12 protein-coding genes are annotated in these 14,136 nt (G+C 69.3%); 7 read left to right on the top strand and 5 right to left on the bottom strand.

Annotated elements, in window-relative coordinates:
• Positions 1 to 159 precede the first annotated feature (159 nt).
• Positions 160 to 759 carry a helix-turn-helix domain-containing protein gene (locus tag ACH49X_RS13515; protein ID WP_357204907.1) on the bottom strand — a complete coding sequence of 200 codons (600 nt, stop codon included), beginning with the start codon at positions 757 to 759 and terminating at the stop codon, positions 160 to 162.
• Positions 760 to 865: 106 nt separating this feature from the next.
• Between ACH49X_RS13515 and ACH49X_RS13520 the strand changes: the two genes are divergently transcribed.
• The gene (locus ACH49X_RS13520) at positions 866 to 1,885 is read left to right on the top strand and encodes a crotonase/enoyl-CoA hydratase family protein (protein ID WP_357204910.1); all 1,020 of its coding nucleotides are present in this window, start codon (positions 866 to 868) and stop codon (positions 1,883 to 1,885) included.
• A gap of 99 nt (positions 1,886 to 1,984) precedes the next feature.
• Here ACH49X_RS13520 and ACH49X_RS13525 read toward each other — a convergent pair whose 3' ends face one another.
• The gene (locus ACH49X_RS13525; protein ID WP_195077407.1) at positions 1,985 to 4,552 is read right to left on the bottom strand and encodes a DHA2 family efflux MFS transporter permease subunit; all 2,568 of its coding nucleotides are present in this window, start codon (positions 4,550 to 4,552) and stop codon (positions 1,985 to 1,987) included.
• A gap of 9 nt (positions 4,553 to 4,561) precedes the next feature.
• Positions 4,562 to 5,059, bottom strand: coding sequence for a MarR family winged helix-turn-helix transcriptional regulator (locus ACH49X_RS13530; RefSeq protein WP_067802854.1), 498 nt, complete (start codon positions 5,057 to 5,059; stop codon positions 4,562 to 4,564).
• Positions 5,060 to 5,193: 134 nt separating this feature from the next.
• Here ACH49X_RS13530 and ACH49X_RS13535 point away from each other — a divergent pair, with 134 nt between their 5' ends.
• The 3 genes from ACH49X_RS13535 (at position 5,194) to ACH49X_RS13545 (ending at position 8,230) form a co-directional block, all read left to right on the top strand.
• Entirely contained in the window at positions 5,194 to 6,003 is an 810-nt protein-coding gene (locus ACH49X_RS13535; protein ID WP_357104289.1) for an APH(3'') family aminoglycoside O-phosphotransferase, read from the top strand.
• A gap of 159 nt (positions 6,004 to 6,162) precedes the next feature.
• Positions 6,163 to 6,837 (top strand): hypothetical protein, encoded by a 675-nt coding sequence (locus ACH49X_RS13540; protein WP_357204913.1) that lies wholly within the window; start codon positions 6,163 to 6,165, stop codon positions 6,835 to 6,837.
• Positions 6,838 to 6,955: 118 nt separating this feature from the next.
• Positions 6,956 to 8,230 (top strand): lipase family protein, encoded by a 1,275-nt coding sequence (locus ACH49X_RS13545; RefSeq protein WP_357204916.1) that lies wholly within the window; start codon positions 6,956 to 6,958, stop codon positions 8,228 to 8,230.
• Positions 8,231 to 8,326: 96 nt separating this feature from the next.
• Here ACH49X_RS13545 and ACH49X_RS13550 read toward each other — a convergent pair whose 3' ends face one another.
• Together ACH49X_RS13550 and ACH49X_RS13555 are read right to left on the bottom strand one after the other, a co-directional pair.
• Positions 8,327 to 9,325: a phosphotransferase family protein gene (locus ACH49X_RS13550; RefSeq protein WP_397070123.1), complete on the bottom strand. Its 999-nt coding sequence runs from the start codon at positions 9,323 to 9,325 to the stop codon at positions 8,327 to 8,329.
• 53 nt (positions 9,326 to 9,378) lie between these two features.
• Positions 9,379 to 10,587, bottom strand: coding sequence for an acyl-CoA dehydrogenase family protein (locus ACH49X_RS13555; protein ID WP_357204922.1), 1,209 nt, complete (start codon positions 10,585 to 10,587; stop codon positions 9,379 to 9,381).
• A gap of 90 nt (positions 10,588 to 10,677) precedes the next feature.
• Between ACH49X_RS13555 and ACH49X_RS13560 the strand changes: the two genes are divergently transcribed.
• From ACH49X_RS13560 to ACH49X_RS13570, 3 genes are all read left to right on the top strand, one after another.
• Complete coding sequence (locus ACH49X_RS13560) at positions 10,678 to 11,277, top strand: TetR/AcrR family transcriptional regulator (RefSeq protein ID WP_357204925.1); 600 nt, start codon at positions 10,678 to 10,680, stop codon at positions 11,275 to 11,277.
• A 477-nt stretch (positions 11,278 to 11,754) separates the two neighbouring features.
• A complete protein-coding gene (locus tag ACH49X_RS13565) occupies positions 11,755 to 13,317 on the top strand; it encodes a hypothetical protein (protein ID WP_357204928.1) in 1,563 nt (520 codons plus the stop codon).
• Between the two features lie 198 nt (positions 13,318 to 13,515).
• Positions 13,516 to 14,121: a ClpP family protease gene (locus tag ACH49X_RS13570; protein ID WP_195077413.1), complete on the top strand. Its 606-nt coding sequence runs from the start codon at positions 13,516 to 13,518 to the stop codon at positions 14,119 to 14,121.
• Positions 14,122 to 14,136: the final 15 nt, after the last annotated feature.

The raw sequence follows: 14,136 nt of genomic DNA on the forward strand, positions 1-14,136 counted from the left end.
GCGCCGTGCGGTGGTCGAACCCGGCCCCGTCGAAGGCTGCATTGAGACTCGATGGTCTCAAAGTGCAGCCAGGATAGCGAGACTGTGTGAGACAGCACAATCCAGACTGTAAGTGATGCACATCACACTCGGTCCGACTGTGCCGACGCTCCCGGATTGCTAAGTATCCTGGGCGAGTAGGCCCGCCATGGCCTGCGCCCATCGGTCGATGGTTGCCCTCGCGGCGCGCTCGGAGGTGCGCAGCGGGCGGGACATGGCGGTGCCGCGCAGTATCGCGATGGTGAGATCGCGGACGGCCGGATAACCCGGATGGGCGATGAGCTCCGGCCCGAACAGCCCGTCCACCACGCGCCGTAAGTCGCGCCCGGCCGCGCGTTCGGCCGCGCGCAACGCCTCGGCAAGCGCCGGATCGGTCCGCGCGGCCGTCCAGAGTTCGAACTCGGCTTGCGCGGCCGGCCGCGCCATCGACTCGTACAGGGCGGTCAAGGCCCGCAGCACCGGATCGGCCCCGTCGCCGAGTCCGGCCGCGACCTCGCGCACCGCCGCTTCGTTGCGCGCGACCAAATGGCCGACCAATGCGGTGATCAGCGCGCCGAACGTCGGGAAGTGGTGCAGCAGCGCTCCGCGGCTGACTCGCGCGGCGCGCTGCACGGACAGGGTGGACAGCGCCCGGTAGCCCTGTTCGGCCAGCAGGTCGGCGGCGGCGTCGAGGATGCGGGCGCGGGTCGCCCGCTTCTGCTCCTCGCGTAGTCCGGCCATTCCCCGGCTCCCTTCGTCGGCGCGGCATTTCACAGTCAATATTGACTGTGAAACCACGGTTGCGCCAGACTGCGGGGACGGGTTCCGCAGCGTCGAAGGGAAAGCGATGACCGACAGTGACATCCAGGCCGATGGCGGCGCGGGCGCGTGGTATCGCGGGTGGACCGAGCAGCCGGACTCGCCGTGGGCCGGACGCCCCGACCCGGACGACGCACGCGAGTACCGGACGCTGACCTACGAGCGGGACGGCCGCATCGCCCGCATCACCTTCGACCGGCCGGAGAAGGGCAACGCGATCACACCCGACACGCCGAACGAACTCGCGCACGCGGTGGAACGCGCGGATCTGGACCCGCGGGTGCACGTGATCCTGTTGTCCGGGCGCGGCAAGGGATTCTGCGGCGGATACGACCTGAGCCTGTTCGCCGAGCAGAGTTTCGCGGTGGCGGGCGGCCCCGGCGACGCGGCGGGGACGGTCGTCGATCCGGTGGTGCAGGGCCGCAATCACGACCCGGCGCGCACCTGGGACCCGATGATCGACTACGCGATGATGAGCCGGTTCAATCGCGGTTTCGCCAGCCTGATGCAGGCGAACAAGCCGACCGTGGCCAAAGTGCACGGCTTCGCCGTGGCGGGCGGCAGCGACATCGCTCTGTTCGCCGATCAGATCATCTGCGCCGACGACGCCAAGATCGGCTATCCGCCCACCAGGGTCTGGGGCGTCCCCGCCGCGGGCATGTGGGCGCACCGCCTCGGCGACCAGCGCGCCAAGCGCCTGCTGTTCACCGGCGACTGCCTCACCGGCAGGCAAGCGGTGGAATGGGGCCTGGCGATCGAATCCTGGCCCGCCGACGAACTCGACGCGCGCACCGAGGAATTCGTCGCGCGGATCGCGCGGATGCCGGTCAACCAGCTGATGATGGCCAAATTGGCGCTCAACTCGGCACTGTACGCCCAGGGCGTGGCGAACTCCGGCATGATCAGCACGGTCTTCGACGGCATCGCCCGGCATACCACCGAGGGTTACGCCTTCCAGACCCGCGCCGCCACCGCCGGTTTCCGCGCGGCGGTCCGGGAACGCGACGAACCGTTCGGCGACCACAAACGCGACCGGTCCGAGGGATGACACCCTGCTGAGACGTCCGAACTTCGGATCAACGGGCGCGAACGGCGAGGGGCGGTGGTCGGGTGACCACCGCCCCTCGCGCGTACTCGGCAGAATCCGTCAGCGGACGGGCGGGACCTTCCCGGTCGCCTCGTCCTCGATGTCGTAGCTCAGCCGCACATCGTGGGCCACCTCGCCGCCGCTCACCGTGATCCGGCTGGTGACCGCGGGGTAGCCGCGTGCGACGACGGTGTAGTCGCCTTCGGCGAGATCCGTGACGACATAGCGGCCGTTCTCGTCGGTGCGCGTCGTCGCGGTCAGGACGCCCGCCGCGTCGAGCACGCTGATCTGCACGTCCGCGGCCGCACGGCCGCCGTCCGACCACGCCGACCCGGCCAGCACCGCCATCGGCGTGAGATCGATGTCGTGGTGCAGCAACCCGCTGTCCGGCACGGTCAGCGCGGACGCGCTCGGACGCATGTGCTCGGCGACCGCGACGACGGTGTAGGTGCCCGGCACCACGCCGTGGCACACGTAGCCGCCGTCGGCGGCCGCGGTCGCGGATCCGACGACCTCGCCGTCCAGGTCGGTCAGCGTGATGGTCGCGCCGGGCAGCGGCTCGCCGAGAGTGCTCGACCGGACCACGCCGGAGACCTCGCCGGAGCCCAGCAAGGTGATGTCGCATTGCTGCGGCCGGTCTGCGACGGTCACGTTCACCGCGGCGGGCTGATGCCCGGCGGCCGACACGATCAGCACGTAACTGCCCGCATCGGGCGCGCCGACGAGGTAACTGCCGTCCGCGCCGCCGCTCGTGCGCGCGGCCTGCCGCCCCTGATGGTCGATCAGCGTCAACGCGGCAGCCTGCACCGGCCTGCCGTCCTCGCGATGGACATAGCCGCTGAGCGAACGGCCTTCGTACTCGGCGCCGTCGAAACTCGCTCGCGGCTCGCGCAGGTATGCGCCGTTGCCCGCGGCATCACTCGAGCCGTAGCCGCCCGCGGCTGCGGCGAGCACCGGTTCCGGCTCCGAGAGCGCCTGCGCGGCGCCCTCCCACACCTGATCCGCGTCCCAGTGCGACTCGGCGGCGCCGGTCTTCTCGACCGGCGTCTGCGCGACCGGCGCCGGAGCGTCCTGGAGCGGAATCTCCTTCATGAACATCAGCACCACGCAGGCCAGCAGCGCGACCCCGCCCGCCGCGTAGAACACGCCGTGCATGGAGTCGGTGAAGCCGGTGAGGATCGGCACCTTCAGCGCGTCGGGCAGCGCCGCGATGCCGCTGGTGTTGGACTGCATGCCGCTGAGCTGATCGGCGCCGAACCCGGGCGGCAGCGCGCCGCCGAACGCGTCGGTGATCCGGTGCGGCAGCAGGTTGAACAGGATGGTCAGGAACACCGCGACGCCGAGCGTGCCGCCCATCTGCCGGAAGAACGTGGCCGACGCGGTGGAAACTCCCATGTCCGAGCGCGGCCCGGCGTTCTGCGCGGCGATGATCAGCGTCTGCATACAGCAGCCGAGCCCGAGCCCGATCAGTCCGCCGATCGCCAGCGGCTGCCACAGCGGGCTGTCGTACTGCACTTGCGCGTACAGGACCGCGCCGACCGCGACGATGAACGTGCCCGTCACCGGCAGGATCTTGTAGCGGCCCGTGCGCTTGGTGATCCGCCCGGCCGCCTGGGAACCGATCGTGATGCCCAGCACCAGCGGCAACATCAGCAGGCCCGCCTTCGTGGGTGAATAGCCCCGCACCACCTGGAAGTACTGCGGCACCATGGTGATCGCGCCGAACATCGCGACGCCGACGATGAACCCGCCCGCGATGGTGACGCTGAAGGTGGAGTTCTTGAACAGCCGCAGCGGAATCAGCGCCGAGTCCTTCATCAGGAACTCGACCGAGACGAACAGCAGCAGGCCCGCCGCCCCGATGCCGTAGCAGAGCAGCGACCGGTGCGACGACCAGCCCCAGTGCCGTCCTTGCTCGGCGACGATCAGCAACGGAACGACGCAGATCGTCAGCGTCAGCGCGCCGAACCAGTCGATCCGGTGGCGCTGGCGCTGGTGCGGCACGTTGAGCACCTTGGCCACCACGAGCAGCGCGAGCAGGCCGACCGGGACGTTCACCAGGAACACCCACCGCCAGCCTTCGATGCCGCCGAGTTCCTCGTAGTCGGAGAAGAAACCGCCGAGCACCGGGCCGAGCACCGTCGCCGTGCCGAACACCATCATGAAATAGCCCTGGTAGCGCACCCGTTCGCGGACCGGGACGATGTCGCCGATGATGGTGAACGCCAGCGACATCAGCCCGCCCGCGCCCAAGCCCTGGAACGCGCGGAATGCCGCGAGCTGGTACATCGAGGTGGCGAAGGTGCAGGCCACCGAGCCGATGACGAACAGCCCGATCGCCGTGAGATAGAAGGGCTTGCGGCCGTAGATGTCGGCCAGTTTGCCGTACAGCGGCGTGGTGATCGTCGCGGTGATCAGGTAAGCGGTGGTCGCCCATGCCTGTTCGTCGAAGCCGTGCAGGCTGTTGGCGATCTTGACGATCGCGACGCTGACGATGTTCTGGTCGAGCGCGGCCAGGAACATGCCGAGCAGCAGCCCGGACAGGATGGTCAGGATCTGCCGGTGCGACAGTGACGTGTCCGCGGCTGCGTCCGGGTTCCGCGGAGCCCGGGTGGTGGAAGTCGTCATGAATGAGCCCTATTTCGGATCGGCTGGGTGTCGGGTGGTGGTCTCTATTCCTGCGGTGAGCCGGTCGAGCAGCGCGGTCAAGGTGTCGCGGTCCGGTGCGGGCCAGTCGGCCAGGATGCCGGCCAGCCATCGGTTGCGCTGCGCGCGATTCTCCTCGAAGACACGAACGCCCTCCGCGGTGGCGGCGAGCACGCACGCGCGGCCGTCGACCGGGTCGGCCCGGCGCTCGACCAGGCCGTGCGCCACGAGTTGTCTGCTCTGTCTGCTGATGGTGGACGCCTCGGCGTGCAGCAGTTCGGCGAGCCTGCCCGCGCGCTGCGGTCCGTCGTGCACGAGCGAGAACAGCACGGTGTAGGCGAGTCGCTCCAGCCCGTCCGGTCCCGGCCGGACAGGTTGCCATTTCGCCCGGTTGACCGCGCGCATGAACCGGACCAGCCGCTGACCGAGTTCGTCGGCGGCCGCTAGTTCGGCCGCCGTGATCTCGTGCTCGCGAGCGGTTGCGGACATGACACTCACCTCGACGTTCCCCACCGGCAAATTGATTAGCAACTACAACTAGTTGCTTTAAGCAACTATACCTCCCGGTTGCCGGAGGTCTGCGAGGTGGGTCACGCTGCCCTCGCGTTGCTACCGTCGATGGCGTGTCCGAGTCGCTTCTTCGCTTCCGTGCCGCCTTGCCGTCCGATTGCCGCTGGGAGCCGGTCGGCGGCGGAGCGTCCGGCGCCGAGGTGTTCCGGTCCGAAGACGCGTCCCGCTACGCCAAGTGTGTCGACGCCGGACAGATCGCCGCCCTCGCGCTGGAGCGGGACAAGGTCGCCTGGCTCGACGGCCACGAAATCCCCGGCCCCGAGGTGCTGGACTGGCGGGCCGACGACAACGCAGCCTGCCTGGTCACCAGCGCCGTCCGCGGCGTGCCCGCCGACACTGTCTGCGCGCAGACGCTCACCCGCGCCTGGGAATCCATCGCGGACGCGGTGCGACGCCTGCACGATGTGCCCACCGAGGAGTGCCCGTTCGATCGTGGCCTGGCACGCATGTTCGCCATGGCCCAGGACGTGGTGGTGCGGGGCGCGGTGCACACCGAATTCCTCCCGGAGGAACAGCAGGACATTCCGCCCACCGTCCTGCTCACCAGGCTGGCCGGTGAGCTGGAGCCGAGGATGACCACGGAGTTCGCCGAAGCCGTTGTGTGCCACGGCGATCTGTGCCTGCCCAACATCATCCTCGATCCCGAAACGCACACCGTCGCCGGTTTCGTCGACCTCGGGCGGCTCGGCATCGCCGACCCGTACGCCGATATCGCCCTGCTGCTGGCCAACTCCAGGGAGTCGTGGCAGGACGAGCAGCGCGCCGCGCACGCCGACCGAATCTTCGCCGAACGCTACGGCATCGATCTCGACCGCGATCGTCAGCGCTTCTTCCTCCATCTGGATCCGCTGACCTGGGGGTAGCTCGATCAGGGGAACCGCCCTCCGGCATTTCGGCCTTGTCTGTTGAGCATTCGACCGACAGAATCCGGAGAAATATGCAATGTTGTTATTGCGCAACGGCATTGAGAGGGAACCCACGGCGGCCGAATAGGCGCCGGTAAAAGGGGGTGCGGCGAGATCATGTCGTCGAACACGTCCGAGCCCGGCGGCCGACGCGCCCGCCGAGGCCAGGTCAGGGCCGAACGCGTGCCCACGTGGCCCGGGATGATCTCCGCCCACGAGCCGCCGCCGCGCAGGGAACGCGACCGGCGCCGGGCCCACCGCGCTCGGCGCCGTGCTCGGCGTGGCGCGCGCCGCGCCTGGCTGGTCGGCGGCGCCGCATCGGCCGCCTCGCTCGCCGCCGCCGCGCTGGTGCTGGTCTACACCGATGCCGCCTCCGCGCCACGGCAGTCGGCCACGGTGGCCGACCCGGTCCTCGGCGGCGGGCCCGGTTGCGAGCCGACGCGTGGCGCGCAGTTGGTGCGCGGCAACGGAACCGGCTCCACCGCGTCGGGCCCGGATGTGATCCTGGCCTTCCAGCACGCCTATTACGTGACCCGGTCGGGAGCGGTGGCGCGGTCGCTGACGCTGCCGGACGCCGTGGTGCCACCGGTCGCCGTGATCGACGCGGGCATCGCTTCCGTTCCCACCGGGACGCAGCACTGCGTCATGATCACCCCGATGCTGGACGGACGTTACGACGTGGTCATCACCGAGCTGCGCCCCGACGCGACCAGCCGCACCTACCGTCAGTTCGTCACCGTGGTCACCGCCGACGACGAGTCCACCATCAGCAAGATCACCGCACCGACCTGAGCGCGATACTCCCGATGCGCCGTTCGGGCGCGGGGACTTTGGCTACGATGCCACTGCCGGAGCGGTCGATCGGCGCGAAACGCAGTGCGGAAGCGGTCGAGCCAAGGGGAGGTCGTCGATGGTGTTCACACGGTGCTGCGCGGTTGTCGGAACGGCTCTCTCGGTGCTGCTGGCGGCACCGGGCCCGCCGGCGCAGGCGGAGCCGGATGTCCCGGTGGTGACGGATCCGCCGCCGCCGGAGCAAGACCCCTTCTATCGGCCGCCCGCCGAGCTGGTCGGCTCCCAACGGCTCGGCGGGATTCTCGCCGCCCGGCCGATCACCGTCGCCGACCAGCTGCCCGCGGGGCTGGACACCGAGGCATGGCAGATCTCCTATCGGTCGAACAACAGCGCCGACCAGCCGATCGCCGCCGTCGCGACGTTGCTGAAACCGCGTGCGGCGAACGGGAAGCTGGTGTCGCTGCACGCCGCCGAGGATTCCACCGGGCTGTTCTGCGCGCCGTCCTATACGGTGCGTCGGTCGATGCCTGCCGGTCTGCTGGACGGGCAGATCGATCAGTTGCGTAGCGCTCCCGCGCTGTTGGCGCAGGGGTGGACGGTCGTGGTGCCGGATCATCAAGGGCCGAACTCGGCGTTCGCCCACGGCCCGCTGGCCGCGCGCATAGCACTGGACGGCATTCGCGCCGCACAGCGGTTCGGTCCGGCGGGACTGCCGGGACCGGACACCCAGGTGGCGATGTGGGGCTATTCCGGGGGCTCGGTTCCCACGCTGCACGGCGCCGAGCTGCGCAGCTCCTACGCGCCGGAGTTGCATCTCGTCGGCGTCGTCTCCGGCGGTACCGACGTCGACCTCGAGGCCTTGTCGCTGGCGGCGAACAAGGGGCCGGGCGCTGGCCTGGTCGCGGCCGCCGTCATCGGTCTCGCTCGCGAGGAACCGGAACTGGACGCCTACCTGCGGGCGAACGCCACGCCGCTGGGACGGCGGTTGCTGGAGGCGAAGGACAACGGGTGCGTGCTGTACCAAGCCGCGACGGAGCCGTTCCTCGACATCGACAGCCTGGTCCAAGGCGGTCTGCTGCGCACGCCGGTGCTGCGCGCGGTCTTCGAGCGCACCAGAATGGGCAAGTCGGCGCCCGACGCCCCGGTCTTCCTCTACCACGCGACCGCGGACTGGCTCGTCCCGATCGGTCCCGCCGACGCGCTCGCCGCCACCTATTGCCGCGACCCCGCCGCGCGCGTCACCTACATCCGTGACCACGCGAGCGAACACCTGACCCTCAACACCCTCGCCGAGCCGAGCGTGCTCGCCTGGCTGCGCGACCGATTCGCGGGGGTGCCGGTCGAGCAGGGCTGCTCGGTCAGGGATATGGGGTCCATCGTGCTCGGACGATGACGCGGGCTGTGCAGTCGGCGTGGAAGCAGGAGCCCACCGGAAGCGCGGCTCAGCCCACGCGGGCCGGGATCATCGGCTTCCGGGCAGAGGACGACGTCAATCGAGCCCAGCGACCTTCCTGCAGCGCCATTCCAGGTAGTTGATCAGCATCCAGAAGTCCTTGAACGCCGGGTTCGTGGTCTGCCCGTGGTGATAGCGGTAATAGATCTGCTGGGCGATGACGGCCAGCCGGAACAGGCCGAAGACCTCGTAGAACGGCCAGTTCTCTGCGGAGCGGCCGGTGCGCGCGCAATAGTGTTCGACGATCTGCGCGCGGGTCAGCATGCCGGGCAGGTGACTCGGCTGACGACGCGAAGCCCGCATGACCTCGTCGTCGTCGGCCTGCACCCAGTAGGCCAGCGCGCCACCGAGATCCATCAGCGGATCGCCCAGGGTCGCCATCTCCCAGTCGAGCACGCCGACGATCGCGCCGGAGCCGGACGGATCCAGCACCAGATTGTCGAGCCGGAAGTCGTTGTGGATGACGGTGGTGGCGACGTCCGCGGGCTGATTGGCGTCGAGCCAGGCCATCACCGCTGCGAAGTCGCTGACATTGTCGGTGCGGGCGTTCACGAAGCGCCGCGACCAGCCCGCGACCTGGCGGCCGACATAACCCGCGCCTTTGCCGATCTCGGTGAGACCGGCCGCCTCGGGGTCCACCTGGTGCAATTCGATCAGGCAGTCGAAGGCCGCGGTGGACAACCGCGTCGCCTGCTCTGGGGAGAGGCCGGCGCCCTCTGGCAGATCGCCGCGCAGGATCGTCCCCGCCACGCGTTCCATCACATAGAAATCGCTGCCGATCACGTCCGGATCGGCGCACCGGGCCACCATCCGCGGCACGTAGCGGTAATGCGGACGCAACCGCTGCTGCACCAGGAATTCCCGGCCCATGTCGTGCGCGGAAGCCGCCTTGGTTCCGCTCGGCGGGCGGCGCAGGATCAGGTCGCGATCCGGGTAGCGCAGCAGATACGTCAGATTGGACGCGCCTCCGGAGAATTGGCGCACCTCGGGCGGACCGCTCAGTCCGGGCACCCGTTCGGCGAGCCAGGCGTGCATGGCGGCGACCTCGAAGGCGTCCTCCGCGCGGACGGCGGTGGCCTCCGCGGCAGTCACCGGTCATTCCCGTACTTGCGCAACTCCTGACGGGCGATCACGCCGAGGTGCACCTCGTCGGGACCGTCGGCGAAGCGCAGCGAACGAATGCCCGCGAACGCGCGCGCCAGCGGGAAGTCGTCGGAAAGCCCGGCGCCGCCGTGCAACTGCATCGCCATGTCGAGCACCTCTTGGGTCATCCGCGGCACGACCGCCTTGATCTGGGAGACCTCGCTGCGCGCTCCCGCCAAGCCCTTGGTGTCCAGCAGCCAGGCGGTGTGCAGGACGAGCAGCCGCGCCTGATCGATCGCGACGCGCGCGTTGGCGATGCGCTCGCGGTTTCCGCCGAGGTTGGCCAGCGGCTTGCCGAACGCGGTGCGCGACAGCGCGCGACGGCAGGCCAGTTCGAGCGCGCGCTCGGCCAGGCCGATGGCGCGCATGCAGTGGTGGATGCGGCCGGGGCCGAGGCGGCCCTGCGCGATCTCGAAGCCTCGCCCCGGCCCGGCGATCACGGCGTCCAGCGGCAGGCGCACGTCGGTGAAGGTGACTTCGCCGTGGCCGAAGGGTTCGTCCAGGTAGCCGAAGGTGGTGAGCATCCGTTCGACCCGCACGCCCGGGGTGTCCAGCGGCACCAGCACCATCGAGTGCCGCTGGTAGGGGTGCGCCTCCGGATCGGTGAGGCCCATGAAGATGACGAACTTGCAGTTCGGATGGCCGACGCCGGTGCTCCACCATTTGCGGCCGTTGAGCACGATCTCCTCGCCGTCCACCACGGCGGTGGCGGCCATATTGGTCGCGTCCGAGGAGGCCACCTCGGGTTCGGTCATGCAGAACGCCGAGCGGATCGTGCCGTCCAGCAGTGGCCGCAGCCACTGCTGACGCTGCTCGGCGCTGCCGTAGTGCAGCAGGACCTCGGCGTTGCCGGTGTCGGGCGCGTTGCAGTTGAACACCTCCGGCGCCCACCCGGAACTGCCCATCGCCTCCGCCATCGGGGCGTACTCGACGTTGCTCAGCCCGGCGCCGAGTTCCGGATCGGGCAGGAAGAGGTTCCACAGACCCGCGTCCCGCGTCTTCTTCTTGAGCTCATCGACCACCGGAGGGACCGCCCACGGCGACTCCCGCAGGGCGGCGGCGTGCTCCTCGTCGCGCGGCTCGATCTCCTCGCGCACGAATTGCCGCACCTGGTCGGTGAGGCGGACGGCTCGGTCGGAATGCGTGAAGTCCATACCCATCCTCGAGGTCTGCTGAGCATTGCTCAACTTCCGGTCCGGTCATTGGTAGCATATTATTGAGCATTGCTCAATAGAGGAGGGTGGATGACCGAGGTGGCCGTGGAGCCGGGTGGCCGCCGCTCGGCGGACGACCGGCGCAGGCAACTGATCGGGATCGGTCTCGGCATGCTGATCGACCGGCCGTGGCACCAGATCACCGTCGACGCGGTCGCACAGCAGGCGGGCATCTCGCGCGGACTGCTCTTCCACTACTTCCCGACCAAGCAGGACTACTACGCGCAGCTGGTCCGTGCCGCCTCGCAGCGATTCCTGCGCGCCACCGGCCCTGATCGCGACGCCGCAGACCCGCTCGCGTCGATGATCGCGAACTTCGTGAGCTACATGCGCAGGCGCAGTGGACCGCTGGTGGGGCTGCTGCGCGCCGCGGGGCAGGACCCGGTGCTCGAGTCGATCATGGAGCGGATGCACGACGAACTGACCGATCGGGTGTTCGCCGCGCTCGGCAGGCCCGCGCGCTCGACCGCGGAGCGCCTGGTGGTGCGATCGTGGTGGGCGATGGCAGAGGACCTCACGGTGCAGTGGCTGTCCCGCGACGACGTCGACCAGGATCGGCTGGACCCGCTGTTGTTCGACACGTTGTCCCGGGTGCTCGACTCGGTGGAACCCGTGATCGATCCCGAGTGAGTGGTTCGCATTCCTGGGATCGCCCCGCGCAGCACCCGACCGGGGCTAGGTGTTTCGCGCTCGGCCCCTGAGTCGCACTGCGGCATAGCCGAATCCGCGATCCGTATGGGCGTGCGCCGGAATGTACGGCGGGCTCATAGATGAAATACCCAGCGTGATCGGCCCGGTGCCGCCGAGGGCGAATCTCGGCGGCGCCGGCGTATCCGAACGCGCTGCGGGAGCGCACGCGCCGCCGCGAAGGGAAAGCGCGCACGTTCAGCATAGAGCGATCAATGGTCCGCTGCGCGGCGGAAGGAAGTGCCTGCGCCCGCCGGGAATCACGACCCGTCGCGTGTGTCGTGCGCGGCACGCCGAATAGTTTTGCGAGATGGCAAATGAACAGTTTCGCCAGTAGCGGTGGATCGACTATGAATAAAACGTGCCGTTGCCATACGTGATCACTTGTCTGCCATCGCGTCTCCCGTGCGGGGAGCGCTGATGGTCATCGAACATCCCATCGAGGACGAGGTTACACAGCTGGCGAGGCGGGTCGAGAAGGCCCGTGGACGGCTCGCCTACCAGTTCGATCCCGCGCTCACGGAGGCGTTGTCGGAGGACGAACTGTATGCCGAACGTGAACTCGCCGAACGGATTCGCACCCAGGAGCGCGGACAGCGCTGGAAGGAGGCGCAGGCGGCTGCCGCGGCATCCGACCGCGCCAGGCAGACCACCGAAGCGATCGAGAAGGCCGACATGCGAGACCTCCTGCTCGCCCGCAAGGCGATTGCCGCGCAACGACGCGAATCCAGCCCGCATGCGAAGCTGGCCTCGCTGTATCGGCATCGGTCCTGGTCGCTGCGCGCGCTGGCGGGTGTCGTCGCGGCGGGCATGCTGTGGTCGGCGGTCAACGTCCAGCACAACATCGCTCCCGGCGGCGCGACCGATCCGCTGTACTGGTTCAGCTACCTGCTCGAAGGCATGATCAGCGTCTGCCTGATCATCATCATGATCGGCACCAACAAGGTCGCCGAATGGGGCGTGGTGGACAACCGCCGCCAGGTCGCGGCCGCCGAGGTCGCCCTGCTTGCCCTCACCGTCAGCCTCAACACCTATCCCTACCTGCGCGCGGGCGCCTGGTACGACGCGGCCGTGCACGCCATCGCGCCGGTGATGATCGGTGTCGCGCTGCTCATCCACGACGCCGCGAGCGCCCGCTACGGCCTCGCCATCGCCAGGGCCACCGAGCAGGTCCGCGATCTGCCCGACCCGGCCGAGCAGATCCGGCTCACGCTGCCGCGATACCGCATGCCGGCCGCGCCCGAGGCGCCGAGCGTGCCGCACGAACAGGTGCACCAGCAGCCGGAGCCCGTGGTGGCGGCGCCCCCGGTGCAGACCGTCGAGCAGGAGGTGGTCGAGGTCGCCGAAACGCAGTTCCCGTCGGAGGTTCCCGACGAGCAGCCCGTGGCCACGGTGAAAGCCGAGAAGAAACGGCCGCCCGTCGAGGCCCCGCGCAAGCCGGTGCTGCCCGAGTCCATCGAGGATCTCGACGCGATGGAAGCCTTCACGTCGCCGGTGCGGGTCAAGGACGCCGACACCATCCTCACCAATGGCGGTGCGCCTGCCGCCAACGGGAAGAAGCTCGCCGCGGCCGAGCCCGTCGCGCCGGTTCCGGCCGCCAAGTCCGAGGACCGGCCCGCCGCGCGCGTGCCCGCCGAAGAGCCCGCCCCGGCGAAGGTGGTCGTTCGGCAGACGCCGCAGGCCACGCCGCGCCCGGCGGTGTCCGAGACCGAGGCCGCGACGGCCGAGATTCCGGCCGTCACCCGCCAGCCGCTGGCCGATGTCAAGAGCGACAGCACGATGCCGGAGCCGAAGAACGGCAAGGACATTCCCAAGCCCGACGTCGCGCAGCCGCCCACAGCCCGCCCGCCGGACATCTACGACACCGGTTCGTTCCGCGTCGCCGACATCCTCGAGCAGGAACTCGCCGAACTGCAGGCCGAACGCCGTCGCGCCCGCACCAGCAGGCAGCGTTCCGCCTCGACCGCCGGTCGCGAGTCCTAGCGATCCCGTCCCGGCCCCGAGATGCCCGCCCCGCGCTGCACGCGCCCGGCGGGCATCGCCGTCTTCGCGGCCGGCATCATCCGGGGCTTCACGGATTTCGGGGACGCCGTTCATGATCGGTCGCTCGACTGCTGAGAGCGGATCTGCCCAGGGCAGCAAGGGTGCGGTCCGGCGTCGCGGGTACGGCACGGTGGAGCCATGGCTCACGATGACAAGACTCCGATGTTCAGCTGGCGGGCCCGCGAGCAACTGCTCAGCCGCCGCATAGTCGTGCTCGACGGCGCGCTCGACGACGACAACGGGACGCTGCTGATGACCCAGCTGCTCACCCTCGCCGCCGAGGATCCCGAGGCGGGTATCTCGCTGTGGATCCATTCGCCGGGCGGATCGGTGCCCTCCATGCTCGCCATCCGCGACGTGATGCGGCTGGTGCCGTGTGAAGTCTCCACGCTCGCGCTCGGATTGGCTTGCAGCGCGGGTCAATTCCTCTTGTCGTCGGGTAGCAAGGGGAAGCGTTTCGCGTTGCCGCACGCCAGGGTGCTGATGCACCAGGGATCGGCGGGCATCGGCGGCACCGCGGTCGACGTCGAGGTGCAGGCCGACGATCTGCGCTACACCGTGGACACGGTGCTGGGAATCATCGCCGAGGACACCGGCCAGCCGTTCGACCGGATCTACGAGGATTCCCTGCACGACCGCTGGTTCACGGCCGCACAGGCCAAGGAGTACGGCTTCATCGACCACATCGTCGACTCCTTCGGACAGATCGTCCCCCAACGCCAGCGCATCGGGATCTCGGCATGAACGGTCAGGCCCGGA

The organism is Nocardia sp. NPDC019323 (assembly GCF_044389845.1).
In the GTDB taxonomy this organism is placed as follows: Bacteria; Actinomycetota; Actinomycetes; order Mycobacteriales; family Mycobacteriaceae; genus Nocardia; species Nocardia implantans.

What these genes read in the sequence shown, in the direction of transcription:
- ACH49X_RS13515 (WP_357204907.1), bottom strand. Translation starts at nt 759, where the DNA reads ATGGCCGGACTACGCGAGGAGCAGAAGCGGGCGACCCGCGCCCGCATC.
- ACH49X_RS13565 (WP_357204928.1), top strand. Translation starts at nt 11,755, where the DNA reads ATGGTCATCGAACATCCCATCGAGGACGAGGTTACACAGCTGGCGAGG.
- ACH49X_RS13520 (WP_357204910.1), top strand. Translation starts at nt 866, where the DNA reads ATGACCGACAGTGACATCCAGGCCGATGGCGGCGCGGGCGCGTGGTAT.
- ACH49X_RS13540 (WP_357204913.1), top strand. Translation starts at nt 6,163, where the DNA reads ATGTCGTCGAACACGTCCGAGCCCGGCGGCCGACGCGCCCGCCGAGGC.
- ACH49X_RS13555 (WP_357204922.1), bottom strand. Translation starts at nt 10,587, where the DNA reads ATGGACTTCACGCATTCCGACCGAGCCGTCCGCCTCACCGACCAGGTG.
- ACH49X_RS13530 (WP_067802854.1), bottom strand. Translation starts at nt 5,059, where the DNA reads ATGTCCGCAACCGCTCGCGAGCACGAGATCACGGCGGCCGAACTAGCG.
- ACH49X_RS13570 (WP_195077413.1), top strand. Translation starts at nt 13,516, where the DNA reads ATGGCTCACGATGACAAGACTCCGATGTTCAGCTGGCGGGCCCGCGAG.
- ACH49X_RS13545 (WP_357204916.1), top strand. Translation starts at nt 6,956, where the DNA reads ATGGTGTTCACACGGTGCTGCGCGGTTGTCGGAACGGCTCTCTCGGTG.
- ACH49X_RS13550 (WP_397070123.1), bottom strand. Translation starts at nt 9,325, where the DNA reads ATGCACGCCTGGCTCGCCGAACGGGTGCCCGGACTGAGCGGTCCGCCC.
- ACH49X_RS13525 (WP_195077407.1), bottom strand. Translation starts at nt 4,552, where the DNA reads ATGACGACTTCCACCACCCGGGCTCCGCGGAACCCGGACGCAGCCGCG.
- ACH49X_RS13560 (WP_357204925.1), top strand. Translation starts at nt 10,678, where the DNA reads ATGACCGAGGTGGCCGTGGAGCCGGGTGGCCGCCGCTCGGCGGACGAC.